Raw genomic sequence first — 26,450 nt, 5'->3', positions numbered from 1 at the left:
ACCCCGTCGAACCCGCTCCCGGGCCAACGAAGCCGGACACCCGAGGGATCATGCCCACCACTTGTGAGGATCCGATTAAGAACCGGTGACCGCCCCGTTCAAGCCAGCAATCAACCACCGGCACCCACCCGTCCAGCAGTGGTTGATCATGAAGCTGTCGCAGCCTCAACCGCGTCGAGGGTGCGACAACTTCATGATCAACAGAGGTGGGCAGTGGTGGCGGTGTGGGGTGAGGGGGTTGCGGCGGTGGGCGGGTGGGGTTGCGGTGGGGGTGGGCGCTGGTGGGGTCAGTCGTCGGTGGAGCGGCGGAGGTTCTTGGTCTGGCCGCGCCGCTTCTTGTCGGCGATCCGACGCTCCTTCGCGCCGCGGGACGGACGGGTCGGCCGGCGCGGTGGCGCGGGCGGTGCGGTCGCCTCGGCCAGCAACACCACCAGCCGTTCGCGGGCCGCCTCCCGGTTCATCAACTGCGACCGGTGTTCCGACGCCACGATGGTGAGCACACCGTCGACCAGCCGGTTGGCCAGCCGGCCCAGGGCACGCGCCTTCAGGTGCTCGGGGAGCGCGGTCGACCGGGCCAGATCCCAGGAGAGTTCGACCCGGGAGTCGGTGGTGTTCACGCCCTGTCCCCCGGGTCCGCTCGACCGGGAGAAGCGCCAGCTCAATTCCGACTCGGGGATCGCCGCACCGGGCCGGATGGGCAACGTCACGGCGTTCCCGCTTGCCCTGGGGCGGACCGGCACGGCGTTCCCACTTGCCCTGGGGCGGACCGGCACGGACGGCGCGTCGGCCGACCGGCTCGGACGAGCACTACGTCGTCAGCCATGGCTAGAGGTTAGTCTCCGGTCCCACCACACCCGTCGGCAATTTCAGCCGCCCTTGCCGATGATCGTGTCCGCCACCTGCTGCACCTGCTCGATCGGGATGGCAAAACCGATGCCGATCGAGCCCTTGCCGTCGATGGTGGCGATCGCGGTGTTCACCCCGACCACCTCGCCCCTCGCGTTGACCAGTGGCCCACCGGAGTTGCCCGGGTTGATCGGCGCGTCGGTCTGGACGGCGCGGTGCCGGTTGTTGCCGAGCTTCACCTGACGGTCCAGCGCGCTGACGATGCCAGCGGTGACCGTACCGTGCAGGCCGAGCGGTGAGCCGACCGCGAGCACCGGCTCACCGACCTTGGTCGCGCCCGGCTTCGCCAGCACCAGCGGTGCCAGACTGGCGGCGGGCGCGACCTTGAGTACGGCGATGTCACTGCCCGGATCACGCCCGACAACCTGGGCCGGCATCTGCCGCCCGTCCGGGGTCTCGACCACCACCGACGGCTCGCTGCCGGCGCTGGTGCCGGTGCCGGAGGCGTTCGGCGCCGCCGAGGCCGCCGCCGCGCCGGCCTGGGCCACGATGTGGTCGTTGGTGATCAGGTGCTGCTGGTCGTCGATGGCGAACCCGGAGCCGGTCGCCATCCCGCCCCCGCTGGCCACGGTCACCGAGACGACCCCCGGTACGACCTGCGCCGCCGCACCGACCATGTCCGGCGGAACGGCCGGTGGCGAGGCCGACGCCTGCGGGGTCGCCCCGTCCTGCCCGGCGACGTAGCCACCGGCGAGCCCACCGGAGAGGATCGAGAGGGCGATCACGACGAGGCCGGTCAGCACGATCCTGCGCCACCGCCGGCCGGGGCCGGAGCCGTCGCCGCCCCCGTTGCCCGGCCCTCCGTACGCGGGATCAAGGTCGGGTGAGATGAACCATGGGCCGCGCGGCTCGCCCAGCCCGCTCTGCTGTGCCATGACGCACTCCTCGTCTGGTCGCTCGCTCCCCTACCCACCCATCCCACTGGCCGTACCCGTACCGCCCGCCGCCCGCCCCCAGAAGCGTTAGGAGGGGGCCCTTCATAACGAATAGCGTTAACAAGGGGCCCTTCCTTACACCTCAGGGGAGTCGGGAGAACCAGAGTGTGGAGCCGGCCGCCGCGCCGAGGGCGAGCAGCAGACCCACCCCGATGAAGCGGGCCGACACGTCCTGCTGCTCCATCCGGTAGCCGACCGACGTACCGATGTCCTCGTAGACGGCCCGCAGTTCGGCGCTGGTCCCGGCCTCGTGGAACTCACCGCCGGTCTCCTCCGCCACCGTGCGCAGGGTCTGCCCGTCGACCGGCACCCGGATCGGCCGACCGCCCCGGTCGATGTAGCCGGCGGCGGTGCCGAACGAGATGGTGTGCACCGGCACCTTCAGTTTTGTCGCGTCGTCCGCCGCCGTCATCGGGTCCCGACCGGAGGTGTTCGCCCCGTCGGAGAGGAGCACGATCCGGGCCGGCGGCGGCTCCTGGGCGGCCTGCGAGTCGAGCGTCTGGACCGCTTCGAGCGAGGTGCTGATCGCCTCGCCGATGGCGGTCCCCTGGACCCCGGTGCTCCCCTCGGCGAGCCGTTTGATGCCCAGGTGCAGGGCGTCCCGGTCGGTGCCGGGCGGCACCAGTACGGCGGCGCTGCCGGCGAAGGCGACCAGCCCGACGTTGAACTCGTCCGGCAGCGCGTCGGCGAACTTGTGCGCCGCCACCTTCGCCGCCGCCAGCCGGTCCGGCTCGACGTCGGTGGCGAGCATCGAGGTCGACACGTCGACCGCGACCATCACCGTGGCCCGCTCGCGCGGTACGCGTACCTCGGCCGACGGGCGGGCGAACCCGACCACCAGCAGCGCGAGCATGGCCAGGAAGAGGCTCGCCGGTACGTGCCGGCGCCAGGCCGGTCGCTTCGGCGCCACCCGGTCGAGCAGGCGCAGGTTGGTGAAGCGGACCGCGTACCGGCTGCGTCGCCGTTGCATCAGCACGTAGCCGACGGCGACCGCCAGCACGCCGGCGAGCAGCCACAGTCGTTCGGGAGACTGCCAGGTCACCGTCCACCCCCCGGTCCCACCACGGTCGCCGCCGGTCGCCGGGTCGGTGCGCCCGACCTGGCCAGCCGTCGGCGGGACTGGACATGGCGGGCGATGTCGGCGATCCAGTCCCGGTCCGTACGCAACTGCAGGTGCGCGGCGCCGGTACGGCGTACCGCCCCGGCGACCAGTTGCCGCTGGGCGGCGGCGGCCTCGGCGAAGCGCTGCCGTACCCGCCGGTCACCGGTGGACACCTCGCGGCGCTGCCCGCCCTCCGGGTCGACGAACGTGATCACCCCGACGTCGGGCAGTTCGAGTTCGCGCGGGTCGGTCACCTCGACCACGAGCACCTGGTGCCGGGCGGCCAGCCGGCGCAGCGGTCGCTCCCAGGTCGGCTCGCCGGTGTCGGCGTCCGGCAGCCCGTCGAGCAGGTCGGAGACGACCACCGCCAGCCCCCGGCGCGGGGTGGCCGAGTTCAGCGCGGCGATCGCGTCGGCGAGCGACGGCGGGCGGGCCCCGTCGGCGCCCCGGGGCGCCGCCAGCATGGTCCGCAACAGGCTCAACAGATGGGTACGACCGGTACGGGCCGGAAAGCGGCGGACTCCCTCCGGACCGAGCAGGTGCGCGCCGAGCCGGTTGCCGGACCCCTGCGTGAGGAACCCGACGGCGGCGGCGGCTGCCACGGCGAGTTCCCGTTTCTCCACCTCGGCGGTGCCGAAGTCCATGCTCGGGGTGGAGTCGACCAGCAGCCAGGTGGTCAGTTCCCGGTCCGCGTCCACCTCGCGTACGTGCGGCAGGGTGGTCCGGGCGGTGACCGCCCAGTCCATCCGGCGCACCTCGTCCTCGCCGGGCCGGTACTCCCGGCTGCCGGCACACTCCGAACCCGGTCCGGGCAGCAGGCCGAGGTACTGACCGTGCAGCATCCCGTCCAACCGGCGGTTGACGGCCAGTTCCAACCGGCGCAGCCGAGCCTCCGGCGCGAGTTCGCCCAGCGTCGCGTACCCCGGGGTCGGCTCGTCCGGGTGCGGCCCGGTCACCGCGTCGTCCCGGTCATGCGGCGGCCAGGCCGGCGGGTCGGTCGTCGCGGCGGGCCGGCGCGATCCGGGGCGGCGGGACCGCCTCGACCAGCCGCCGGACCACCGCCTCGGCCGGGATGCCGTCGGCGACCGCGTCGAAGGAGAGCACCAGCCGGTGCGAGATGACGTCCACCGCCAGTTCCCGGATGTCCTCCGGCAGCACGTAGTCGCGACCCCGGATCAGCGCCTGGGCCCGTGCGGCGGCGACCAGGCCGAGGGTGGCGCGCGGGCTCGCCCCGTACGCGAGCAGCGGCGCCACGTCCTGCAACCCGAACCGACCGGGGTTGCGGGTGGCCAGGATCAGCCGGACCACGTACTCGGCGAGCGCGTGGTGGACGAAGACCTGGGAGGCGCGATGCTGCAACGCGCGCAGCCGCTGTGGGTCCAGCACCCGCCGGGCGCGCGGCTTGTCGGCGCTCATCCGGTAGAGGATGGCCAGTTCGTCGACGTCGCTCGGATAGTCGACGGTCACCTTCATCAGGAACCGGTCGCGTTGCGCCTCCGGTAGCTGGTAGACGCCCTCGGACTCGATCGGGTTCTGGGTGGCCAGCACCAGGAACGGCTCCGGCACCGGGTAGCTGTTGCCGCCGATGGTGACCTGCCGCTCGGCCATCGCCTCGAGCAGCGCCGACTGGACCTTGGCCGGGGCCCGGTTGATCTCGTCGGCGAGCACCAGGTTCGCCATCACCGGTCCCAGCTCGACGTCGAAGCTCTCCTTGGACGCCCGGTAGATCCTGGTCCCCACGATGTCCGAGGGCACCAGGTCCGGGGTGAACTGGATCCGGGAGAAGGTGCCGCCGACGGCGGTCGCCAGCGTCTGCGCGGCCAGGGTCTTCGCCACCCCGGGTACGCCTTCGAGCAGGCAGTGCCCGTCCGCCAGCAACGCGGTGAGCAGCCGCTCGACCAGGCGGTCCTGACCGACGATCACCCGTTTGACCTCAAACAGGGTCTGTTCAAGCTCGGGGCCGGTCGACGTTGTCTCGACCGGCCTGGGCCCACTGGCCAAGGTGTCCGACATGTCCGTCACGGTGCAAGCTTCCCCGCCAGCGGCCGGGCAAACATGTAAGGACCGGCTTCACCCGAGCGGGGTCGCCCCGCCCCGTCCGCACACCGCCTCAAGTGTAAGGAAGGGCCCCTTATTAACGCATAGCGTTAATAAGGGGCCCTTCCTTACGCTCCTTACACCTCGGCGGGGGCGGTACGGGAGACGCCGTACGTCAGCGCGTCGACCAGGGCGTGCCAGCTCGCCTCGACCACGTTGTTGTGTACGCCGACCGTGGTCCAGTCCCGGCCCCGGTCACCGGTCGTCTCGACCAGTACCCGGGTGACGGCGCCGGTGCCGTGGCTCCCCTCCAGGATGCGCACCTTGTAGTCGGCCAGCTCGAACGTACGCAGCTGCGGGTAGTGCCGGGTCAGTCCCACCCGCAGCGCCTCGTCCAGGGCGTTCACCGGACCGTTGCCCTCGGCGGTGGCGATCACCCGCTCACCCCGTACCCGGATCTTGACCGTCGCCTCGGAGACCACCGAGCCGTCCTCCCGGTGCTCGACCAGCACCCGGTACGACTCCAGCGCGAACGGCCGGGGCACGTCCTGCCCCGGCAGCTCGGAGCGGACCAGCAGCTCGAACGAGGCGTCGGCGGCCTCGAAGGACCAGCCGCCGGCCTCCAACTCCTTGACCCGCTTGGTCACCCGGGACAGCGCCTCCGGGTGGCCGGCCAGGTCGATCCCGAGCTCACGACTCTTCAGCTCGATGCTGGCCCGGCCGGCCATCTCGGTCACCAGGATCCGCATGTCGTTGCCGACCACACTCGGCTCCACGTGGTTGTAGAGCACCGGATCCACCTTGATCGCACTCGCGTGCAGCCCCGCCTTGTGGGCGAAGGCGGCCGCCCCGACGTAGGCCTGGTGGGTGTCGGGGGCGATGTTGGCGATCTCCGTGATGGCGTGCGAGACGCGCACCATCTGTTCCAGGCAGCCGTCCGGTAGGACCGGCAGCCCGAGCTTGAGTTGCAGGTTGCCGACGACCGTGAACAGGTCGGCGTTGCCGGGGCGCTCGCCGTACCCGTTCGCGGTGCACTGGAAGTGCTCGACGCCCGCCTCGACCGCCGCCACGGTGTTGGCCACCGCGCAGCCGGTGTCGTTCTGGCAGTGGATGCCGAGCAGCCCCGCACCGATGCCCAGCCGGTCGGTGAGCGCGCCGATGGCGGCGGTGATCTGGGACGGGAGCATGCCGCCGTTGGTGTCGCACATGACCACCCGCTCGGCCCCGGCGGCGAGCGCGGTCTCCACCACCGAGGCGGTGTACGCGGGGTCGTGGCGGAAGCCGTCGAAGAAGTGCTCGCAGTCGAGGAAGACCCGGCGTCCCTCGGCCACCAGGTGGGCGACGCTGTCCCGGACCATGGCGAGGTTCTCCTCGGCGCTGGTCCGCAGCGCCCGCTCGACGTGCCGGATGTCGGACTTGGCGACCAGACAGACCGCAGGTGTCTCGGCGTCGAGCAGGGCGCGCACCTGCGGGTCGTCGGCGACCCCCAGACCGGCCTTACGGGTGGCGCCGAACGCGACCAGGATGGCGTGACGCAGTTTGAGATCGGTACGGGCGCGGCGGAAGAACTCGGTGTCCTTGGGCATCGCCCCCGGCCAGCCGCCCTCGATGAAGCCGACGCCGAACTCGTCGAGCAGCCGGGCCACGGCCAGCTTGTCGACCACGGAGTAGCTGATCCCCTCACGCTGGGCACCGTCGCGCAGCGTCGTGTCGAAGACCTGGTAAGCCATCTGAGTCCTTTCGCAGCAGCACGTCCGTCCGACCAGCGGCCCACCGCCGGACAAACAAAATGACCCCCCGCTGATGCGGGAGGTCTGCGCGCTCGGCGTGAGGGGTTGCCGGCGCGCTAGTCGCAAATAACGAGTACGTGGTGGGTCACGGTCGGTACTCTGCCACTCCCGACCGGAATTCGGGAGGGAAAATCCATATCCCGGGACGGTGGGGTCACGTACCGCCGGTGCCGGACAGCTCGACAAGGTACGGGCGAAACCGCCCGCCTGGGCGGTAGGTGTACGTTCCGGCGACTCTGGGTAGCAGCATCCGGGACAGCGAAGTCGAGGACGAACAGAGGAGTGACAGCCATGAACCGGCTCGATCCTCAGCCGACCCCGGACCAGAACCCGGAACCGATCCCGTTCCGGACGCCGGAGCCGAGGCCGACACCAACACCGGACCAGGCGCTGGACCCGACCACTCGTCGAGGCCCCGACGAGTGGACCGGCTCAGCCTCGGCGGCGACCGGCGATCCCATCTCGGCGGAGCCCCACGGCTCCTCGTCAGCGGAGAGCCACCGGTCGACGGACACGCCCCTCCCGCCGGGCGCGTACGGGTCGGACGGCTCGTTCCAGCCGTGGCGCTACCGGGACGACGCCGGCGTGACCGGCGCGGATCTGGTCGGCTACCACGTGGAGGCGACCGATGGCGGCATCGGCAAGATCGACCGCGCCAACTACGAGGTCGACGCCAGTTTCCTGGTGGTCGACACCGGCCCCTGGATCTTCGGCAAGAAGGTCATGCTGCCGGCCGGCGTGGTCAACCACGTCGACCACGACGACCGCAAGGTCTACGTGGACCGGGACAAGGCCCAGATCAAGGCCGCTCCCGAGTACGCCGATCCCGACCACACCGATCCGGTCTACCTGGACAAGATCGGTGGCTACTACGGCGGCATGTACGGACTCCCGGGCACGCCGCCGCTACCCCCGGACCGGCCGCTCTGACCGGACCGGACCGGCCACTCTGACCGCCTGACGGCGGGGCCGGGCACGAGGGCGGGGCCGCCGGGACCACTCCCGGCGGCCCCGCCCTCCCAAGTAAGGAAGGGCCCCTTGTTATCGGATTCGGTAGAGGAAGGGCCCCTTGTTAACGCCCGTCCCCCGGCCGGATATTCGAGGCGGTGCACCGCCGCGGCGGGCGGATATCGTGGGCGCCATGGACGCATCCCCGGTCAGCCGCGGCACCGCCTTCGCCAGCATCTTCAACTTCCGTGACGTCGGCGGATACGCCGGACTCGACGGCCGTACGGTGCGCTGGCGCCGGCTCTACCGCTCGGACTCCCTGCACCGGATCGAGGACACCGACCAGGCTGTCTTCGCCGAGTTGGGCATCCGGACCGTCATCGACCTGCGCCGCCCGCACGAGGTCACCCGGGACGGCCGGGTGCCGGCATACGACGGGTTGACGTACCTGCACATCCACCCGGAGCACCGGGACTGGGACGAGGTGCCGTACGAGGAGGATCTCGGGGTGGCCCGCTACCTGGCCAACCGCTACCGGGACCTGGCCGAGACCGGTGCCGCCGGCATCGCGCGGGCGGTCGGGGCGATCGCGGACGAGGAGACAGCCCCGGTGGTGGTGCACTGCGTCGCCGGGAAGGACCGGACCGGGGTGGTCTGCGCGCTGACCCTGTCGCTGCTCGGCGTGAGTGACGAGGACATCGCCGCCGACTACGCCCTGAGCACCGGGGCGTCGGAGCGGTTCCGGGCCTGGATCATCACCCAACTGCCGCGCGAGACCCCGCTTCCGCGCCCGTACTACTCGTCCCCGGCCGAGGCGATGATGCTCTTCCTCGCCGAGCTACGTCACCAGCACCGCTCGGTCGAGAACTACCTCCTCGACGCCGGCCTGACCCAGCCGCAACTGACCACCCTCCGCACCCACCTCCTCAACTGACCCCACCCCACCCCACTCACAGATCATGAAGTTGTCGCAGTTCCGAGTGCAGAACCCAGGCGACAACTTCATGATCAGCGGCGAAAACCGGGGCGGGGACGGCAGCGGCGGGCGGCGGGCCGCGTGGTCAGCTGATGTGGTGGACCCAGTTGTTGGGGTCGGCGGTACGGCCACGCTGAAGGTCGACCAGGCGCTGGCGCAGGGCGGTGGTGACCTCGCCCGGATTGCCGTCGGCGATGGTGAACTCGCCCTCCGGGAACCGCACCTGGCCGATCGGGGTGATCACGGCCGCGGTGCCGCAGGCGAAGACCTCCCGCAGTTTGCCGCTGGCCGCGTCGGCCCGCCACTCGTCGAAGCTCACCGGCCGCTCGACCACGGTCCGGCCCTCCTCGCGGGCCAGGGTCAGCACCGAGTCGCGGGTGATGCCGGGCAGGATCGTGCCGGTCAGCGGCGGGGTGACCAGGGCGCCGTCGTCGTACACGAAGAAGATGTTCATCCCGCCGAGTTCGTCGACGTAGCGCCGCTCGACCGCGTCGAGGAAGACCACCTGCTCGCAGTCGTGCTCGGCCGCCTCGGCCTGGGCCACCAGCGAGGAGGCGTAGTTGCCGCCGCACTTGGCCGCGCCGGTGCCGCCCGGTGCCGCCCGGGTGTACGTCGGCGAGACCCAGACGTTGACCGGCTTGACCCCGCCGGAGAAGTACGACCCGACCGGCGAGGCGATCACCACGTAGAGGTACTCGTTGGCCGGGCGGACGCCGAGGAAGACCTCGCTGGCGAACATGAACGGGCGCAGGTAGAGCGTGCCGTCGTCGGCGGTCGGGATCCACTCCCGGTCGATCTCGATCAGATGGTGCAGGGAGTCGAGGAAGACCTGTGGCGGCAGTGCGGGCATCGCCATCCGGCGGGCCGACTCGACGAACCGCTCGGCGTTGGCCTCGGGCCGGAACAGGGTCACGCCGCCGTCGGCCGTGTGGTACGCCTTCAACCCCTCGAAGATCTCCTGCGCGTAGTGCAGGGCCGCGGTCGCCGGGTCCATCGGGATCGGACCCCGGGCCTCGACCCGGGCGTCGTACCAACCCTTGCCCTCGGCGTAGCGGATCGTGACCATGTGGTCGGTGAAGACCCGACCGAATCCGGGGTTCGCCATCAGCGCGGCCCGCTCGGTGGCGGATACCGGCCGGGGATTCGGACGGATCTCGAAATCGAGCTTGTCACCACCGCTCATCGCGCTGACCTCCATGGGGTACGGCACACGGACGGCGCGTGCCGGAAGAGAGACTGGTCCAAGAAACTTACCCCGAACGCTCGTTCAACGGGAGTGTCCGGTCGGCCCATCGAAGCTCGACGAGCCCGAGACGATCACGCTCGGCAATGCCGGCGCCCGCCCCGCGACCACCGGACGGACGCCAACCAGGACGGAAGGCAGGGACGACAACAGGGACTGGCCCGGACGCCGTCCAGAGCGAGGCCCGGACGCCGTCCAGAACCATCGGAACGGATTAGCGCCCCAGGACCAAGAGGAACCCGGCCAGCGCCCCGGGACCGAAAGGAACCGGCCAGCGACCAGGACCGGGGGAACCGACCGGCGACCCGAGACTGAAGGAACGGACCAGCGGCCCGGAACCCGGGAAACGGGACGCCGACCAGGATGGAACGAGCCGGAGCGTCGGCCGGTGGAGCGACCGATCACGGGCACTCCCGGCAGGAGGGCGCGACTCAGCCGGCCGCGTGGGCGGCGAGCCGGTCGCCGACATCGGCGGTACGCAGCGGAGCGCCCGGGGTACGGGCGGCGAGTTCGGCCGCGACCGCCTCGGTTACTCGGGTGGACGCGTCGGCGTGCCCGAGATGGTCGAGCAGCAGGGCGGCGGAGAGTACCGCCGCCGCCGGGTCGGCGATCCCCTGGCCGGCGATGTCCGGCGCGGAGCCGTGCACCGGCTCGAACATGGACGGGTAGGTCCGTTCGGGGTTGATGCTGCCACTGGCTGCGGTTCCGATGCCGCCGCTGACCGCCGCCGCGATGTCGGTGAGGATGTCACCGAAGAGGTTGTCGGTCACCAGTACGTCGTACCGCTGGGGTTGGGTGACCAGGAACATCGCCGCCGCGTCCACGTGCTGGTACTCGGTCTCCACGTCCGGGTGTTCGGCGGCGACCGCCGCGAAGGCCCGGGCCCAGAGGGAGCCGGCGTGGGTGAGCACGTTGGTCTTGTGGACCAGGGTGACCTTGCGCCGCTCGCGCCGCTGGGCGCGGGCGAAGGCGTCCCGGATCACCCGCTCCACCCCGTGCCGGGTGTTCAGGCTCTCCTCGGTGGCGACCTCGGCCGGGGTGTCCCGGTGCAGCGCGCCGCCGGCACCGGCGTAGAGCCCCTCGGTGCCCTCGCGGACCACCACCAGGTCGATCTCGCCCGGCTTGACCGTGGCCAGCGGGCTGACCGTGCCGGGCCAGAGCCGGGACGGGCGGAGGTTGACGTACTGGTCGAAGTCGAAGCGGAGCTTGAGCAGGAGCCCGCGTTCGAGCACGCCCGGCGGCACGCTGGGGTCACCCACGGCGCCGAGCAGGATCGCGTCGTGCTGGGCGAGTTCGGCCAGCACCGAATCCGGCAGCACCTCGCCGGTCCGGTGGTAACGGGCCGCGCCGAGGTCGTATTCGGTGGTCTCCACGCCGGGCAGCACGGCGTCGACAACCTTCAGCGCCTGTGCGACCACCTCCGGTCCGATACCGTCACCGGCCACCACCGCGATCCGCGCCACCGACACGTCACAACCCCTTCGCCTCTTGCTCTGTCTAGGAAACGTTAAGGCCCCGTCTCGTTTCCCGGTACGCCGGTCCTACCATTCGGGATGGCGAAACGCTCAGGACACTCTCAGCCGACACCCATGAGACGGACATCTTGGCTGCTTATGGTGCTCGGGTGGCCCGAAAGGCGGGCTCGCGACCGCCCGGTTCGGAACCGGTCGCGGAGGGGGCGGGAAATGCCGATCAGTGAGCGCAGCCGGACCGATCGTCACCGTTGGGCGGAGGATCGCCCGGCACCACCCGATCTCCGGCTCGGCGGCGGACCCCACCCCGGCCTACCCGGCCGTCCCGGCCCCGGACTGGCCACCACCCGCGCCGACCGGGTCGTGGCCCGGCACAGCGTACGCACCTCCATCGCCGAGTACACCTTGCTGCTCAACGGGCCGACCTGGTGGGGCCGGCGAGGGCTGGGCGAGGCGATCCGGGACGCGGTGGCCGAACTGCGGGCGATCGACCTGACCTACAGCCCGGCCCGACCGGAGAGCCTGGTCTCCCGGCTGCGGCGGGGCGAGATCTCGGCCGACGCGTACCCGCCCCTGGCCGACCTGGTGGACCGGTGCGCGGCGATGCGGGCGGCCACCGACGGGTGGTTCGACGCCTGGGCCGTACCGGGCGGTTTCGACCCCGGCGGCCTGCTCAAGGGCTGGGCGGTGGAACGGGCGGCGGCCCGGCTGCGGGCGGCCGGCGGCGAGGACTACGCCGTGCTCAGCGGTGGTGACCTGGTGGTCTCCGGACACGCACCGCACGGCGGGCCGTGGCGGGTCGAGGTGCACCACCCGATCGTCGGGACCCGCCCGAACGAGGGGCGCTACCCGATCAACCGGCCGCACCCGGTCGGCGGCCAACGGGCACCGCTGACCCTGGAGATGACCGGTGGCGCGATCGGCAGCTCCGGCGTCGCCGGCCGGCACGACCACGTGGTGGACCCGCACACCGGTCAACCGGCCCGGCAGCTACTCGCCACCACGGTCACCGGACCCGAGCTCGCGGTCGCCGACGGCTACGCGACCGCGCTCTACGCCGCCGGTCCGGCCGGGCTCGACTGGTTCCCCACCGGCACCGGTTACCGGGCGCTGATGGCCGTGCCCCGGCAGGCCGGCGCTCCGGCCTGAGGCCGCGACCGCCGCTGCGGGCCCGCGTCCACAAACCCCCATCGGGTACGGGATAGAGCGACGCCGCGAACGGCCCCCACGGTCTCGGCAACGATCGTGGGGGCCGGCCAGCGACGAGTACGCGTGGCTCGCGTACACGGGGTGTGCCGGTTACCCGGTTGGTCGACGCGCGCTCATCACCCGAAGACGAGTCCACGCCTGGGGAACTCACCGGGTATCCAGTATGGAACCTAGCCAATCGACGCAACTCGCCGCAAGGCCGCGTGCACGACGCGTCGTACGAGGATATGCACCGCGCGTCGGCCGGGGTACGCACGAATTGGTGAACGCCGGATGGCACCCTGTACCACCGTGAGTTTCGATCTGGTTGTGTGGGCCCTGGGACACGGGGCCTCGTCAGCGGATGTGCGGGCGGCCCATGCGCGGTGCCGGCAGGGCCAGCACGTCCGGGGTGCGCCGCAGCCGAGGGTGGCCGGGTTCTACCGGGCCGTCATCGCGCGTTACCCGGACGGGGTCGCCGCTCCCGCCTCGCCATGGGAGGTGGTCCCGCTGCACATCGCGGCGGACCATGTCGAGATGAGACTGAGTCCGAGCTGCGACGACGAGGTACTCCTCCTGATCGAGCGGTTGGCCGGCGAGCACGGCCTGCTGCTCTTCGATCCCCAGGACGGTTCGGTCTATCCACCGCCGACGGCGGTTCGCTGACCCGCCGGGGCTCGGCTACCGGCCGAGCCCCGGCGGGCTTATCAGCGGTTTCTCCCCGTCACTCCTCGCGCAGGTCGGCGGCGCTCGCCGCGACCGCGCCGATCGAGCCGGCCGCCGAGCCGAGCAGCTCCGCGTCGAGGGCGGAGTCGACGGTCAACGTCATCAGCGCCTCGCCACCGGCCTCCCGCCGCGCCACCTGCATCGCGGCGATGTTCACCCCGGCCTCGCCCAGGATCGAACCGACCAGGCCGACCACGCCCGGCCGGTCGGCGTACCGGAAGAAGAGCAGGATGCCCTCGGCGGTCAGCTCCAGGTCGAACCCGTCGACCTCGGTGAGCCGGAAGACATCCCGGGTGCCGGTGCTGGTCACCGTGCCGGAGACGCTGACCGGACGGCCGTCGGGCAGCACACCGGCGAGCGTGACCAGGTTCGGGTGGTCGATCGTCTCGGTGTGGGTGGTCAACCGGACCTCCACCCCGCGGGCGGCGGCGAGGTGCGGGGCGTTGACGTACGTCACCTGCTCCTCCACCACCGAGGCGAACAGCCCCTTGGTGGCGGCGAGCTTGAGCACCGACACGTCGTGCGCGACGACCTCCCCGCGTACCTCGATCGTCACGCTCGCCGCGATTCCGCCCGCGACCGCCGTGAAGACCCGGCCGAGCTTCTCGGCCAGCGGCAGCAACGGCCGTACGTCCTCCGCCACCACCCCGCCCGCCTGCACGTTCACCGCGTCCGGGACGAACTCGCCGCGCAATGCCAGGGAGACACTGCGCGCCACCGCGAGACCCGCCTTGTCCTGCGCCTCGACGGTGGACGCGCCGAGGTGCGGGGTGGCCACCACGCTGTCGAACGCGAACAGCGGCGACGCCGTACACGGTTCCTTGCCGTAGACGTCGATGCCGGCCCCGGCGACGCGGCCCTCGGCGATCGCGTCCGCCAACGCCTGCTCGTCGACCAGGCCACCCCGCGCCGCGTTGACGATCCGGACACCGGGCTTGACCATCGCCAGTTCCTTCTCGCCGATCAGCCCCACCGTCTCCGGCGTCTTCGGCAGATGGATGGAGACAAAGTCGCTCTCCCGCAGCAACTCCTCCAACGTCACCAACCGGACCCCGAGCTGGGCCGCCCGCGCCGGCTGGATGTACGGGTCGTACGCGATCAGCTTCGTGCCGAAGGCCGCCATCCGGGCGGCGAAGAGGACGCCGATCCGGCCGAGCCCGACCACCCCGACGGTCTTGCCCTGGATCTCCACCCCGGTGTACCTGGACCGCTTCCACTCCCCCGCCTTCAGCGCCGCGCTCGCGCTGGCGGTGTTCCGGGCGACCGCCAGCAGCAGCGCTATCGCCTGCTCGGCGGCGGAGACGATGTTCGAGGTGGGCGCGTTCACGACCATCACGCCCCGGGCGGTGGCGGCGGGCACCTCGACGTTGTCCAGTCCGACCCCGGCCCGGGCGACCACCCGCAGCCGGGGCGCGGCGGCGACCGCCTCCGCGTCGATCTGGGTGGCGCTGCGCACGATCACCGCGTGGGCCTCGGCGAGTGCGCTGAGCAGGACGGGACGGTCGGTGCCGTCGACGTGGCGTACGTCGAACTCGTGAGCGAGCACGTCGACGGCGGCGGGGGCGAGTTCCTCGGCGATCAGTACGACAGGCTTCATGCGTCCTCTTGTCGTCAGAGCGGACGGCTGTGGCGACAGGGGTGCCGCTCTGCGCCCCTACGCTGCGCCGGCGATGGTCGTACGGTGCGGTGGTCGTCCCCCGTGTACTGGGCGTACGGTGCGGATGCATCGACTAACCGCGATCGTAGGCCCCACACCCCGTCACCACCAGAAAAGACACAGCGCTGTAAGGAAGGGCCCCTTATTAACGCTATGCGTTAATAAGGGGCCCTTCCTTACAGCGCAGCCCGCGCCCGGTCCGACCGGAGAGAATCAGGCCGTTTCGGTGAGCGGGCGGTCGACCCAGCTCATCATGCCGCGCAGCTTCTTGCCGGTCTCCTCGATCGGGTGCGTCGCACCCTCGGAGCGCCACTTGTTGAAGTTCGGGCGGCCGGCGTCGTCCTCGGCGATCCACTCACGAGCGAACTCACCCGACTGCACCTCGGCCAGGATCTTGCGCATCTCGTCCTTGACCCGGGAGTCGACCACCCTCGGACCACGGGAGTAGTCGCCGTACTCGGCGGTGTCCGAGACGCTGTAACGCATCCGGGCGATCCCGCCCTCGTACATCAGGTCGACGATCAGCTTCAACTCGTGCAGGCACTCGAAGTACGCGATCTCCGGCGCGTAACCCGCCTCGGTCAGCACCTCGAACCCGGTCTGCACCAGCGCGGACGCGCCACCGCAGAGCACCGCCTGCTCGCCGAAGAGGTCGGTCTCCGTCTCCTCCTTGAAGGTGGTCCGGATCGCGCCCGCCCGGGTGCCACCGATCCCCTTCGCGTACGACAGCGCCAGCGCCAGCCCGTTGCCGCTGGCATCCTGCTCCACCGCGACCAGCACCGGAACGCCCTTGCCGTCGACGTACTGCCGGCGGACCAGGTGACCCGGACCCTTCGGCGCCACCATCAACACGTCCACGTTCGCCGGAGGCGTGATGAAGCCGTACCGGATGTTCAGGCCGTGGCCGAAGAAGAGCGCCTTGCCGGCGGTCAGGTTCGGCTCGATCGCCTCGGTGTAGAGGGTGCGCTGGGTGGTGTCCGGCGCGAGCACCATGATCACGTCGGCCTCGGCCGACGCCTGGGCCGGGGTGAGCACCCGCAGGCCCTGCTCCTCGGCCTTGACCCGGCTCTTCGAACCCTCCGGCAGACCGATCACGACGTCGACGCCGGAATCGCGCAGGGAGAGCGCGTGCGCGTGCCCCTGGCTGCCGTAACCCAACACCGCGACCTTCTTGGACTGGATCAGGCCCAGGTCCGCGTCGTCGTCGTAGTAAATCTCGATGCTCATGACTTCCCTTTCGTGCGGCGCCCGATGGCCGGGCCACCGGTCCTAAGCGGCACGCAACGCCGACCCGGTGGTGATCGAACGCGAGCCGCGCCCGATCGCCACCAGTCCGGACTGCACCATTTCCTTGATTCCGAACGGCTCCAGATCGCGCAGCAGCGCATCCAGTTTGTCCGGGGTGCCGGTCGCCTCGATGGTGAGGGTGTCCGGCGCGACGTCGACGACCCGGGCCCGGAAAAGGTTCACCGTCTCCAGCACCTGCGCCCGGGCGGCCCGGTCGGCCCGCACCTTGACCAGCAGCAGTTCACGGGCGACCGAGACGGACGGGTCCAGCTCGACGATCTTCAGTACGTTGACCAGCTTGTTGAGCTGCTTGGTGACCTGCTCCAGGGGTGAGGAGTCGGCGTTGACGACGATCGTGATGCGGGAGACGTCCGGGTTCTCGGTCTCGCCGACCGCGAGCGAGTCGATGTTGAAGCCACGGCGGGAGAAGAGTCCACCCACCCGGGCGAGCACACCGGGCTTGTTCTCCACCAGCACGGAGAGCGTGTGCATGGTCATCTCGTACTCCGCTTCACAGGTCGTCGTCGTCGAAGGCGGGGCGGACGCCCCGGGCGAACATGATCTCGTCGTTGCTGGTGCCGGCCGCGACCATCGGCCAGACCATGGCGTCCTTGCCCACCACGAAGTCGATCACGACGGGCGCGTCGTTGATCGCCATCGCCGCCTCGATCGTCTTGTCGACGTCGGCGGCGTTCTCGCAGCGCAGCCCGATGCAGCCGAGCGCCTCGGCCAGCTTCACGAAGTCCGGGATCCGGTGCTTGTGGGTGCCCAGGTCGGTGTTGGAGTAACGCTCGCCGTAGAAGAGCGTCTGCCACTGCCGGACCATGCCGAGGTTGCCGTTGTTGATCAGGGCGACCTTGATCGGGATGCCCTCCAGCGCGCAGGTGGCCAGCTCCTGGTTGGTCATCTGGAAGCAGCCGTCGCCGTCCACCGCCCAGACCATCGCCTCCGGCCGCCCCACCTTGGCGCCCATCGCCGCCGGCACCGCGTAGCCCATGGTGCCCAGGCCGCCGGAGTTGAGCCAGGTGTTCGGCTTCTCGTACGAGATGAACTGCGACGCCCACATCTGGTGCTGGCCGACACCGGCGACGTAGATCGCGTCCGGACCGGCCAGCTCGCCCAGCCGCTTGATCACGTACTGCGGGGCGAGGGTGCCGTCGGAGGGCTCGTCGTAACCGAGCGGGTAGCGCTGGCGCAGCTCGTCGAGGGTCGCCCACCACTCGCTCCGGTCGCCGGGGCCCGACCGACCGCCCACGGCGGGCTGGCGCTCCCCGGCGGTGGCGTTGCGCACCGCGTCGATCAGCTCGTCGATCACGTGCCGGGCGTCACCGACGATCGGCACGTCGACCGCCCGGTTCTTGCCGATCTCGGCCGGGTCGATGTCGGCGTGCACAACCGCTGCGCCGGGGGCGAACGAGTCCAGCTTGCCGGTCACCCGGTCGTCGAACCGGGCGCCGAGCGCCACGATCAGGTCCGCCTTCTGGAGGCCGTACACGGCGGCGACCGAGCCGTGCATGCCGGGCATGCCGAGGTGCTGCGGGTGCGAGTCGGGGAAGGCGCCCCGAGCCATCAGCGTGGTCACCACCGGGATGCCGGTCAGCTCGGCCAGCCGGAGCAGCCCCTCGGTGGCGCCGGCCTTCAGCACACCGCCGCCGACGTAGAGCACCGGCCGGCGGGCGTTGGCGATCAGCCGGGCCGCCTCACGGATCTGCTTGCCGTGCGGGTGCAGGGTCGGCCGGTAGCCGGGCAGGTCGAGCACGGGCGGCCAGGAGAAGGTGGTCTGCGCCTGGAGCACGTCCTTGGGGATGTCCACCAGGACCGGGCCGGGACGGCCGGTCGAGGCGAGGTGGAACGCCTCGGCCAGCACCCTCGGGATCTCCTCGGCCGTCTGGACCAGGAAGTTGTGCTTGGTGATCGGCAGCGTGATGCCCTGGATGTCGGCTTCCTGGAACGCGTCCGAGCCGATCGAGGGGCGGGCCACCTGGCCGGTGATCGCGACCATCGGCACCGAGTCCATGTAGGCGTCGGCGATCGGGGTGACCAGGTTGGTGGCACCCGGGCCGGAGGTCGCGATGCAGACCCCGACCTTGCCGGTGGCCTGCGCGTACCCGGTGGCCGCGTGGCCGGCGCCCTGTTCGTGACGGACCAGGATGTGCCGTACGGACGAGTCGTAGAGCGGGTCGTACGCGGGCAGGATCGCGCCGCCGGGGATGCCGAACGCCACGTCTACGCCGAGCGCCTCCATCGACCGGACCAGCGACTGCGCACCGGTGACCGGCACCGGCGCCACGACCCGGGCGGGACCCGGAACGGCACCCGGGAGCAGGGCCGGCGTGGCGTCGCCGGAGTCAGCGGCCGGGCGGGGCCGACGGGCGACCTGGTCGGCCGGGCCGCCGTCGACACCGCCGCCACGGGTACGGCGGCCGAGCTGCTCGGCGGGGTCGGCTACCACCTCTGCGCCCTGCCGACTTCGACGCGCGGTGTGGGCGAGTGTCTCTGGCGTGGGTCTCGTCATAGCGATTCAGGCCTTTAACTCAGATCGGTGTTGTCTGGGTTGGAGCGTTGCGGGGGAAGCCCGCCCGGTGAGGAAACCCCGTCTCGATGACTGGGAGACGGCCAATAAAAACGGCCCTCGTGCAGATGCACGGGGCCAGCGCACTCTCTGGATCGAGAGTGCGCTCAGGTAAGTACTCGAAACGACCTGGTCGACGACATGGGGTCAAGCCTGACGCATCTCACGCGATGAGTCAACTGATCCCAGATTCTGGGCAGGTCGGGTACGCGGCGCGGGCACCGCACGCGCTCCCGGCGAGGTCGCGGCATCGAGCATCGCCTCCAGGTGCTCGGCCGGCACCCCCCAGCCGAAGAGCTGTCCCTGGCCGAACCGGCAGCCGGCCTCGACCACCGCGGCCAGCTCCAACGGGTTGGTCACCCCCTCGGCGATCACCTCCAGCCCGAGCTGGTGACCGAGCCGCATCACCACGTCGACCATGGGCGCGAAGACCCGCCGCTCGCCGCTCTCCCGGGCCCGGATCGGCTCCTGCTCGGCGACCAGACTGTGGTCGATCTTCAGGATGTCGATCGGCAGTTTCCGCAACTGCCCGAGCGACGAGTAGCCGGCACCGAAGTCGTCCAACGCGATCCGGACCCCGGTCGCCCGCAGCGCGGCCAGCCGGCGGATCAGCTCGTCCAGGTCCGTCGCGACCGCGTGCTCGGTCACCTCCAGCACCAACCGCTGCGGCGGCACCCGGTGCGCCCGCAGCGCCTCGGCGACCTGGACCACATATTCCGGGGCGTGCAGCTCCTTCGGTGAGACGTTCACCGAGACCCAGACGTCGTGCCCGTCGGCCAGCCAGATCGACAACTGGTGGCACGCCTGGTGCAGCACCCAGGCGCCGAGCTGGGCGATCATGCCGCACTCCTCGGCCAGCGGGATGAACTCGTCCGGCCGGACACTGCCGAGTTTCGGGTGGTGCCAACGGAGCAGCGCCTCCGCGCCGACCGGGCGTACCGACGGGACGGCCACCACCGGTTGGAAGGCGAGGTGCAACTCGTCGCGCTCGATCGCGCCACGCATCTCGTGCTCCAGCGTGGTCCGGCGGCGCAGCAGGTGGTCGTACGCGATGTCGTAGCGCTCGACCCGGTTCTTGCCCCGCTGCTTGGCATAGCGCAGGGCCAGGTCCGCGTTGCGCAGCAACGACTCCACCTCGGGCGAGCTGCCCTGCCCGGCCACCCCGATGCTGACCGAGACGAAGATCCGGCCGACCGGGTGGTCGTAGGGGCGGCCGAGGATGCCGAGCAGCCGCTCGGCGACCCGCTGGGCCTCCGGCGGACGGGCCCACATCAGCACCGCGAACTCGTCGCCGCCGAGCCGGGCGGCCACGTCGCCGGGGCGCAGGTTCAGCCGCAGCCGCTGCGCAACCTCGGTCAGGATCGCGTCGCCCACGTCGTGACCGTGCAGGTCGTTGACGTTTTTGAAGCCATCGAGATCAAGACCCAGCAGTACGCACGGCGCGCCCGAATCCGACTCCTGTTGCAGGGCGCGCAGCAACCCCCGGCGGTTCGCCAACCCGGTCAACGGGTCGGTGTGCGCGAGCTCGCGGAAGTGCGCCTCGCGCTCGGCCAGCCGCCGCGCGTACGCCCGTACGTCACGCAGGGCGAGCGACTGGCGGGCGACCAGGGCGAACCCCTCCACGCTGCCGGCGACGATGCCGAGCATGGTGAAGTCGCCCATCCGGAGCAGGTGGTAGACCGCCGACACGGCCATCGCCAGCATCGGCAGGAAGGCGTAACCACTGCCGTTGCGGATCACGTCGGCGTCGACCTCGCCGACCGCCCCGGCCGGACGGAGCCCGGCGAAGATCAGGAAGAAGCCGACCGGCAGCACGGCCGCGCCGGTCAACGCCACTCCCGGACCGGCCTGGCAGATCCCGGCGGCCAGCCCGAGCCCGGCCGCACTCACCAGGACCACGCCACAGGCGACCAGGATCAGGGCCCGGCGCGGCCGGGCCGCCCGCACGCCGACCACCGAGACCATCCCGACGGCGGCGGCAGCAGCAGCCGTGGCGAGCAGGATCGCCGGGCAGCCCCTCGGGGTCGCGTCGCCGAGCAGGCGGGTCGGCTCGGCCACCAGCGTCCAGCCGACGAACCAGAGCGCGGCGCCGATCACCACCCCGTCCAGGACCAGGCGCAGCGCCGCCGACCTGCTCCGCGCGGTGCCGGGCAGCCACATCACCCCGGCGCAGAGCACCAGGGTGCTCACCGCCATGCCGATGGCGACCACGGTGGCCAGGTTCATCCGCTGCGGCTGGTGGTGCGCCCAGTGCCCGGCCATGGTGAGGACGCCGACCAGGCCGGCGATCGCACTCGCCGTGGCCAGGCCGGCTCCGCCCGCGACGAGCAGGTGGGCCTGGCGCCGCAGACCGGTTCGCCGAAGTGCCGAGAAGATCAGCACCGACGTACCGGTCACCGCCGCGAGCCCACTCACCGCGGCGACGACCACCACGCCCCAGGGGAGTTGCACGCATCCACTGTGCCGGATTCGGGCGGTCCCGTGGGGTACCGGGGGCACCCAGTTTGACCGGGAAAGACAAGTCGGGCGGGTGTGGGTGCCGTACCCGGGGCGGCGAATCGGACGGGAGTGATCAGCCAGGACTTAAGGGGCGGTCACCGCAGGCACGTCCGGTCGGCCGGGCGGCCGGGGAGGGTCGCGTGTCCCGAGTTCTGGACGCGCGACGCTGCGCCCCGGCCGGTACGGCGACGGCGGTGTAACACTGGTGCAATGCCTGACCTGCGGTCGAAGACCTCCACACACGGCCGGACGATGGCCGGGGCGCGTGCGCTCTGGCGGGCCACCGGGATGACCGACGACGACTTCGGCAAGCCGATCGTGGCCATCGCCAACAGCTTCACCCAGTTCGTACCCGGTCACGTACACCTCAAGGACCTCGGCGGCCTGGTCGCCGACGCGGTGGCCGAGGCCGGCGGGGTGGGCCGGGAGTTCAACACGATCGCGGTGGACGACGGCATCGCCATGGGCCACGGCGGCATGCTCTACTCCCTGCCCAGCCGGGAGCTGATCGCCGACGCGGTCGAGTACATGGTCAACGCGCACTGCGCGGACGCCCTGGTCTGCATCTCCAACTGCGACAAGATCACCCCGGGCATGCTGCTGGCCGCGCTGCGGCTCAACATCCCCACCGTCTTTGTCTCCGGCGGCCCGATGGAGGCCGGCAAGACGATGGCGATCGAGGGCATCGTGCACGACAAGATCGACCTGATCGACGCCATGATCGCCTCGTCGAACGACGCGGTCACCGACGACCAGCTCGGCGCGATCGAGCGCTCCGCCTGCCCGACCTGCGGCTCCTGCTCCGGCATGTTCACCGCCAACTCGATGAACTGCCTGACCGAGGCGATCGGGCTGGCCCTGCCGGGCAACGGCTCGGTGCTGGCCACCCACGCCGCCCGCAAGGCGCTCTTCGAGGAGGCCGGGCGGACCATCGTGGAGATCTCCAAGCGCTGGTACGACGGCGACGACAACTCGGTGCTGCCCCGCTCGATCGCCAGCCGGGCCGCCTTCGACAACGCGGTCGCGCTCGACGTGGCGATGGGTGGCTCCACCAACACGGTGCTGCACCTGCTCGCCGCCGCCCGCGAGGCGGAGCTGGACTTCGGCGTGGCCGACATCGACGCCATCTCCCGCCGGGTGCCCTGCCTGGCCAAGGTCGCGCCGAACTCGCCCAAGTACCACATGGAGGACGTGCACCGGGCCGGCGGCATCCCGGCCATCATGGGTGAGTTGGACCGGGCCGGTCTGCTCAACCGGCAGGTGCACTCGGTGCACTCGCCCACCCTCGACCAGTGGCTCGCCGACTGGGACATCCGGGGCGGCAGCCCCACCGCCGAGGCGGTCGAGCTGTTCCACGCCGCCCCCGGCGGGGTGCGCACCACCGAGGCGTTCTCCACCACCAACCGCTGGGCCACCCTGGACACCGACGCGGCCAACGGCTGCCTGCGGGACCGGGAGCACGCGTACACGGTCGACGGCGGGCTCGCCATCCTGCACGGCAACCTCGCACCGGAGGGCGCCGTGGTCAAGACCGCTGGCGTGCCGGCCGACCGGCTCAGCTTCCGTGGCCCGGCCAAGGTGTACGAGTCGCAGGACGACGCGGTCACCGCCATCCTGGCCAACGAGATCGTCGCCGGTGACGTGGTGGTGATCCGCTACGAGGGCCCGAAGGGCGGCCCCGGCATGCAGGAGATGCTCTACCCCACCTCGTTCCTCAAGGGCCGGGGCCTCGGCCGCGACTGCGCGCTGATCACCGACGGCCGGTTCTCCGGCGGCACCTCCGGCCTCTCCATCGGGCACATCTCCCCCGAGGCGGCCGGCGGCGGCCTGATCGCCCTGGTCGAGCCGGGCGACGAGATCGTCATCGACATCCCGACCCGCTCGATCGAACTCAACGTCCCGACCGAGGTCCTGGACGCCCGCCGCATAGCCCAGGAAAAGCGCGACAAGCCCTACACCCCCGCCAACCGCCAGCGCCCCGTCTCCGCCGCCCTGCGCGCGTACGCCTCCATGGCCACCTCAGCCAGCGACGGCGCCTACCGCCGCGTCCCCGAGTAAGGAAGGGCCCCTTGTTATCGCTTTCTGTATAGGAAGGGCCCCTTCCTAACCGCCCCGCTGGGCTGGTCGAGAGAGTACGGGGCCGCACCGGGCGAGCAGAACGAAGATCCGGCCCGGACCATAACGGTCCGGGCCGGATGTCGTCCCGCCTCGTCTAGTTGGCCGCGTCCACTCGCCGTCCAGCTCGGCACGCTCCGTACGGTGCTCACGAGCCCACGCCTCGATGTCGGTCGCCGCCCAGACATCGCCGGCCGCGATCTTGTCGATGGGCTTCGGGAAGTCCGCGCGATGCACGAGCTGCGTCAGGCTTGTCGGCCCTCTCCGACCCGTAGACCCTCGCTGCTCAACAACACTGCTAGCCGAGCAACACAGCCTGCGCCCGGATCTCGCCGGCCGCCTCCGTGATCGTGAAGACTTCGGCCGGCTATAGCGAGCCAAAATCTTCACGATCACGGGTTTGTCGAATGACCCACACCGGTGCTCCGCCGGAGACTTCCTTCTCCGGCGGAACATTTGAGCCGAGCCTCGTCACTTCACGCTACGGTGCTTCCCTCAGGCGCCCGTACGGTCGTTGACGCAGCGCAGTACGGGCCGACTGACCAGCGCTGACGCGTCGAGCGCGCCGGCCGAGTGGACGGTGAACGTCGCCGACTCCCCCGGCAGGAGCGTGACCAGGGCTTCGTCCACCTCGGCGGTCGGATCGAGCCGATCGGCCGCCAGCACCAGGTCCCGCAGGATCGTCCGAGCGGTGACCCGTACCCGGGTGACGTGGCCCGAGGCGACCTGCTCCGACTCCACGACCGTGTCGAAGCCAGCCGTCGGGTACGGGATGTCGCGGTCCTCGGCGAAGAACCAGAACGCGCGCTCGCCCGTACCGAGCGCCTCGAGAAGCAGCAGTTCGTGCAGGGGTTGGTCCGTCAGAACAACGTCGGCCGGGAGCGGAACCGTCTCGGCCGAGTGCGGTGCCACATCCAGGTCGATCGTGGTCTTGGCGGCCGGTTCGCCGCCCAGAGTCAACCGGGTCACGGTCACCGAGCTACGCCAAGCCGCCGGCCCGTCGTTCACCGCGACCACGTTCAGCCCGTCGTCGGCTGGCTGTACGGTCAGCAGCCGGTCGGCGTAGGCGCGGCGCAGCGCGTACCAGAGGGGTTTGCGCCGGCCGTCGCCGTCGACGGCGGCCCAGGAGGTGACCGGCCAGCAGTCGTTGAGCTGCCAGACGATGGTGCCCATGCAGATCGGGCGCAGGGAGCGGAAGTGTTCCACCCCGAGCGCGATCGCCCGTGCCTGGTTGAGCTGCGTCAAATAGTGCCAGTCGTCGAAGTCGACCGGGGCCGGCAGGTGGGCGTCGAGCCCGCGTCGCAGTTTCTCGTCGCCGCCGCCGGCCTTCTGGTGGTGGGCCATGCCGGGCGAGTCGGGGGCCAACGGTTCGTCACTGAGCGCCCGGCGCAGCGTCGAATAGGTGGGCGGCGCCTGGAAGCCGAACTCGGCCACGAAGCGTGGCCGGTAGTCCCGGTAGTGGGTGTAGTCGACCTGGTTCCACACGTCCCAGATGTGCATGCTGCCGTGGGTCGGGTCGTTCGGGTGGAGGTCGTGCCGGCCGGACCACGGACTGCCCGGCCAGTACGGCGTGCCCGGGTCCAACTCGGCCACGATCGCCGGCAGCAGCTCGAAGTAGTAGCCGGCGCCCCAGGTCCGGTCGCCCAACGCCTCCTGCCAGCCCCAGTCGTGCCAGCCCCAGATGTTCTCGTTGTTGCCGGTCCAGAGCACCAGGCTCGGGTGGCTGGCCAGGCGTACCACCTGCTCGCGGGCCTCGGCCTCGACCTCGGAGGCAAACGGCTCCTCCTCCGGGTACGCCGCGCAGGCGAACGGGAAGTCCTGCTGGACCAGGAAGCCCATCTCGTCGGCGAGGTCGTAGAAGTCCTCGGTCTCGTACAGTCCACCGCCCCAGACCCGGAGCAGGTTGACGTTCGCCTCGGCGGCCTGGGTGAACCGGGTGGCGAGCCGGTCCCGGGTGACCCGGGTGACAAATACGTCGTCCGGGATCCAGTTGACCCCCCGGACCACGATCGGCATGTTGTTGACCACGATGGTGAAGGCCGAGCCGTGCTCGTCCTCGCCGGTGTCGAGCAGCACGCCACGGAACCCGATCCGGCGCTGCCAGGTGTCGAGCGGCTGGCCGTCGGCGTCGCGCAGGGTCACGTCGAGCGGGTAACGGGGCTGGTCACCGTAGCCGCGCGGCCACCACAGCTCCGGGTCGGGCACGATCAGCTCCAGCGTGGCGACGGTCTCCCCGGCCGGGATGACCACCTCGGCGCGTACCCCGGCGACCGTGGCGTCGACGGTCAGCGGCGCGTCGGCGGCCCGTTCGACCCGGACCCGTACGCCGACCCGCCCGGTCCCGTCGACGACCGTGACCTGCGGGCGGACCTCGGCCAGCCGGGCGACCGCCCAGGTCTCCAGCGCGATCGGCTGCCAGATCCCGGCGGTGACCAGCGTCGGGCCCCAGTCCCAACCGAAGTTGCAGGCCATCTTCCGGATGAAGGCAAAGGGCTCCGGGTACGCGTTGGGCCGGTCACCGATCACGTCGCGCAACCCCTCGGCGTAGCCGTAGGCCGAGTCGAACCGGACCCGCAGGGTGTTCTCCCCCGGCCGCAACGCCGACCGTACGTCGAACCGGTAACTCCGGTGCATGTTCGCGGTACGCCCCACCTCCACCCCGTTGAGCGTGACGGTCGCGACGGTGTCCAGCCCGGCGCAGCTCAGGTCCACCCGTTCGGCGAGCGTGCCGTCCCAGTCGAAGGTCGTCTCGTAGACCCAGTCGGTCCGCCCGATCCAGGCCAACGCCAGCTCGTTGTCGTCCAGGTACGGGTCCGGGATCAGCCGCGCGGCGAGCAGGTCGGTGTGTACGCAACCCGGCACCGTCGCCGGCACCGGCTGCTCCGGCAGCGACCCGGGCAACTGCGGTCCGGGCAACTGCGGTCCGGGCACCGCCCGCAGCGACCAGTTCTCGTGCAGCAGACGCCGGGCGGTCACGACCGCTTCCCCTGGTTCACG

19 protein-coding genes are annotated in these 26,450 nt (G+C 71.1%); 5 read left to right on the top strand and 14 right to left on the bottom strand.

The window, feature by feature from the left end; genetic code table 11:
• Positions 1 to 287: 287 nt before the first annotated feature.
• The 6 genes from arfB to cimA all read right to left on the bottom strand — a co-directional run bounded on the left by arfB (position 288) and on the right by cimA (position 6,710).
• Entirely contained in the window at positions 288 to 707 is a 420-nt protein-coding gene (arfB, locus tag ACI2K4_RS07195; protein WP_404509478.1) for an alternative ribosome rescue aminoacyl-tRNA hydrolase ArfB, read from the bottom strand.
• 159 nt (positions 708 to 866) lie between these two features.
• On the bottom strand, positions 867 to 1,781 hold the full coding sequence (locus ACI2K4_RS07190) for a S1C family serine protease (protein WP_404509477.1): 915 nt from the start codon (positions 1,779 to 1,781) through the stop codon (positions 867 to 869).
• 142 nt (positions 1,782 to 1,923) lie between these two features.
• Positions 1,924 to 2,883 (bottom strand): VWA domain-containing protein, encoded by a 960-nt coding sequence (locus tag ACI2K4_RS07185; RefSeq protein WP_404509476.1) that lies wholly within the window; start codon positions 2,881 to 2,883, stop codon positions 1,924 to 1,926.
• Positions 2,880 to 3,899 (bottom strand): DUF58 domain-containing protein, encoded by a 1,020-nt coding sequence (locus ACI2K4_RS07180; RefSeq protein ID WP_404509474.1) that lies wholly within the window; start codon positions 3,897 to 3,899, stop codon positions 2,880 to 2,882. The genes ACI2K4_RS07185 and ACI2K4_RS07180 overlap by 4 nt, the downstream gene beginning before the upstream one ends.
• 13 nt (positions 3,900 to 3,912) lie before the next feature.
• Positions 3,913 to 4,965, bottom strand: a complete 1,053-nt coding sequence (locus ACI2K4_RS07175) for an AAA family ATPase (RefSeq protein WP_404509473.1) — start codon at positions 4,963 to 4,965, stop codon at positions 3,913 to 3,915.
• A gap of 152 nt (positions 4,966 to 5,117) precedes the next feature.
• Positions 5,118 to 6,710, bottom strand: coding sequence for a citramalate synthase (gene cimA / locus ACI2K4_RS07170; RefSeq protein WP_404509471.1), 1,593 nt, complete (start codon positions 6,708 to 6,710; stop codon positions 5,118 to 5,120).
• Between the two features lie 519 nt (positions 6,711 to 7,229).
• Here cimA and ACI2K4_RS07165 point away from each other — a divergent pair.
• On the top strand, positions 7,230 to 7,700 hold the full coding sequence (locus ACI2K4_RS07165; protein ID WP_404510288.1) for a PRC-barrel domain containing protein: 471 nt from the start codon (positions 7,230 to 7,232) through the stop codon (positions 7,698 to 7,700).
• A gap of 211 nt (positions 7,701 to 7,911) precedes the next feature.
• The gene (locus ACI2K4_RS07160) at positions 7,912 to 8,652 is read left to right on the top strand and encodes a tyrosine-protein phosphatase (protein ID WP_404509470.1); all 741 of its coding nucleotides are present in this window, start codon (positions 7,912 to 7,914) and stop codon (positions 8,650 to 8,652) included.
• Positions 8,653 to 8,779: 127 nt separating this feature from the next.
• On the opposite strand, the gene ACI2K4_RS07155 is transcribed toward ACI2K4_RS07160, so the two are convergent.
• Positions 8,780 to 9,877 (bottom strand): branched-chain amino acid aminotransferase, encoded by a 1,098-nt coding sequence (locus tag ACI2K4_RS07155; RefSeq protein WP_404509469.1) that lies wholly within the window; start codon positions 9,875 to 9,877, stop codon positions 8,780 to 8,782.
• A gap of 491 nt (positions 9,878 to 10,368) precedes the next feature.
• The gene (locus ACI2K4_RS07150) at positions 10,369 to 11,400 is read right to left on the bottom strand and encodes a 3-isopropylmalate dehydrogenase (protein WP_404510287.1); all 1,032 of its coding nucleotides are present in this window, start codon (positions 11,398 to 11,400) and stop codon (positions 10,369 to 10,371) included.
• 222 nt (positions 11,401 to 11,622) lie between these two features.
• Here ACI2K4_RS07150 and ACI2K4_RS07145 point away from each other — a divergent pair, with 222 nt between their 5' ends.
• A complete protein-coding gene (locus ACI2K4_RS07145) occupies positions 11,623 to 12,558 on the top strand; it encodes an FAD:protein FMN transferase (protein ID WP_404509468.1) in 936 nt (311 codons plus the stop codon).
• Positions 12,559 to 12,909: 351 nt separating this feature from the next.
• Positions 12,910 to 13,263, top strand: a complete 354-nt coding sequence (locus ACI2K4_RS07140; protein ID WP_404509467.1) for a hypothetical protein — start codon at positions 12,910 to 12,912, stop codon at positions 13,261 to 13,263.
• A 58-nt stretch (positions 13,264 to 13,321) separates the two neighbouring features.
• On the opposite strand, the gene serA is transcribed toward ACI2K4_RS07140, so the two are convergent.
• From serA to ACI2K4_RS07115, 5 genes are all read right to left on the bottom strand, one after another.
• A complete protein-coding gene (serA, locus tag ACI2K4_RS07135; RefSeq protein ID WP_404509466.1) occupies positions 13,322 to 14,920 on the bottom strand; it encodes a phosphoglycerate dehydrogenase in 1,599 nt (532 codons plus the stop codon).
• 273 nt (positions 14,921 to 15,193) lie between these two features.
• Positions 15,194 to 16,207: a ketol-acid reductoisomerase gene (gene ilvC, locus ACI2K4_RS07130; RefSeq protein ID WP_404509465.1), complete on the bottom strand. Its 1,014-nt coding sequence runs from the start codon at positions 16,205 to 16,207 to the stop codon at positions 15,194 to 15,196.
• 42 nt (positions 16,208 to 16,249) lie between these two features.
• Positions 16,250 to 16,765: an acetolactate synthase small subunit gene (gene ilvN / locus ACI2K4_RS07125; protein WP_404509464.1), complete on the bottom strand. Its 516-nt coding sequence runs from the start codon at positions 16,763 to 16,765 to the stop codon at positions 16,250 to 16,252.
• Between the two features lie 13 nt (positions 16,766 to 16,778).
• Positions 16,779 to 18,782 carry an acetolactate synthase large subunit gene (locus ACI2K4_RS07120; RefSeq protein ID WP_404509463.1) on the bottom strand — a complete coding sequence of 668 codons (2,004 nt, stop codon included), beginning with the start codon at positions 18,780 to 18,782 and terminating at the stop codon, positions 16,779 to 16,781.
• Between the two features lie 204 nt (positions 18,783 to 18,986).
• Complete coding sequence (locus ACI2K4_RS07115) at positions 18,987 to 21,290, bottom strand: putative bifunctional diguanylate cyclase/phosphodiesterase (RefSeq protein ID WP_404509461.1); 2,304 nt, start codon at positions 21,288 to 21,290, stop codon at positions 18,987 to 18,989.
• 258 nt (positions 21,291 to 21,548) lie between these two features.
• Between ACI2K4_RS07115 and ilvD the strand changes: the two genes are divergently transcribed.
• The gene (gene ilvD / locus ACI2K4_RS07110; protein WP_404509460.1) at positions 21,549 to 23,396 is read left to right on the top strand and encodes a dihydroxy-acid dehydratase; all 1,848 of its coding nucleotides are present in this window, start codon (positions 21,549 to 21,551) and stop codon (positions 23,394 to 23,396) included.
• Between the two features lie 552 nt (positions 23,397 to 23,948).
• Here the strand turns inward: ilvD and ACI2K4_RS07105 are convergent.
• Positions 23,949 to 26,429, bottom strand: a complete 2,481-nt coding sequence (locus ACI2K4_RS07105) for a glycoside hydrolase family 2 protein (protein WP_404509459.1) — start codon at positions 26,427 to 26,429, stop codon at positions 23,949 to 23,951.
• Positions 26,430 to 26,450: the final 21 nt, after the last annotated feature.

The organism is Micromonospora sp. NPDC050397, from assembly GCF_044901685.1.
Taxonomy (GTDB): Bacteria; Actinomycetota; Actinomycetes; order Mycobacteriales; family Micromonosporaceae; genus Micromonospora_G.
This window is presented reverse-complemented; position numbering and strand designations above follow the sequence as displayed.

What these genes read in the sequence shown, in the direction of transcription:
- ACI2K4_RS07120 (WP_404509463.1), bottom strand. Translation starts at nt 18,782, where the DNA reads ATGACGAGACCCACGCCAGAGACACTCGCCCACACCGCGCGTCGAAGT.
- ACI2K4_RS07160 (WP_404509470.1), top strand. Translation starts at nt 7,912, where the DNA reads ATGGACGCATCCCCGGTCAGCCGCGGCACCGCCTTCGCCAGCATCTTC.
- cimA (WP_404509471.1), bottom strand. Translation starts at nt 6,710, where the DNA reads ATGGCTTACCAGGTCTTCGACACGACGCTGCGCGACGGTGCCCAGCGT.
- ilvN (WP_404509464.1), bottom strand. Translation starts at nt 16,765, where the DNA reads ATGACCATGCACACGCTCTCCGTGCTGGTGGAGAACAAGCCCGGTGTG.
- serA (WP_404509466.1), bottom strand. Translation starts at nt 14,920, where the DNA reads ATGAAGCCTGTCGTACTGATCGCCGAGGAACTCGCCCCCGCCGCCGTC.
- ACI2K4_RS07190 (WP_404509477.1), bottom strand. Translation starts at nt 1,781, where the DNA reads ATGGCACAGCAGAGCGGGCTGGGCGAGCCGCGCGGCCCATGGTTCATC.
- ilvD (WP_404509460.1), top strand. Translation starts at nt 21,549, where the DNA reads ATGCCTGACCTGCGGTCGAAGACCTCCACACACGGCCGGACGATGGCC.
- ACI2K4_RS07155 (WP_404509469.1), bottom strand. Translation starts at nt 9,877, where the DNA reads ATGAGCGGTGGTGACAAGCTCGATTTCGAGATCCGTCCGAATCCCCGG.
- ACI2K4_RS07145 (WP_404509468.1), top strand. Translation starts at nt 11,623, where the DNA reads ATGCCGATCAGTGAGCGCAGCCGGACCGATCGTCACCGTTGGGCGGAG.
- ilvC (WP_404509465.1), bottom strand. Translation starts at nt 16,207, where the DNA reads ATGAGCATCGAGATTTACTACGACGACGACGCGGACCTGGGCCTGATC.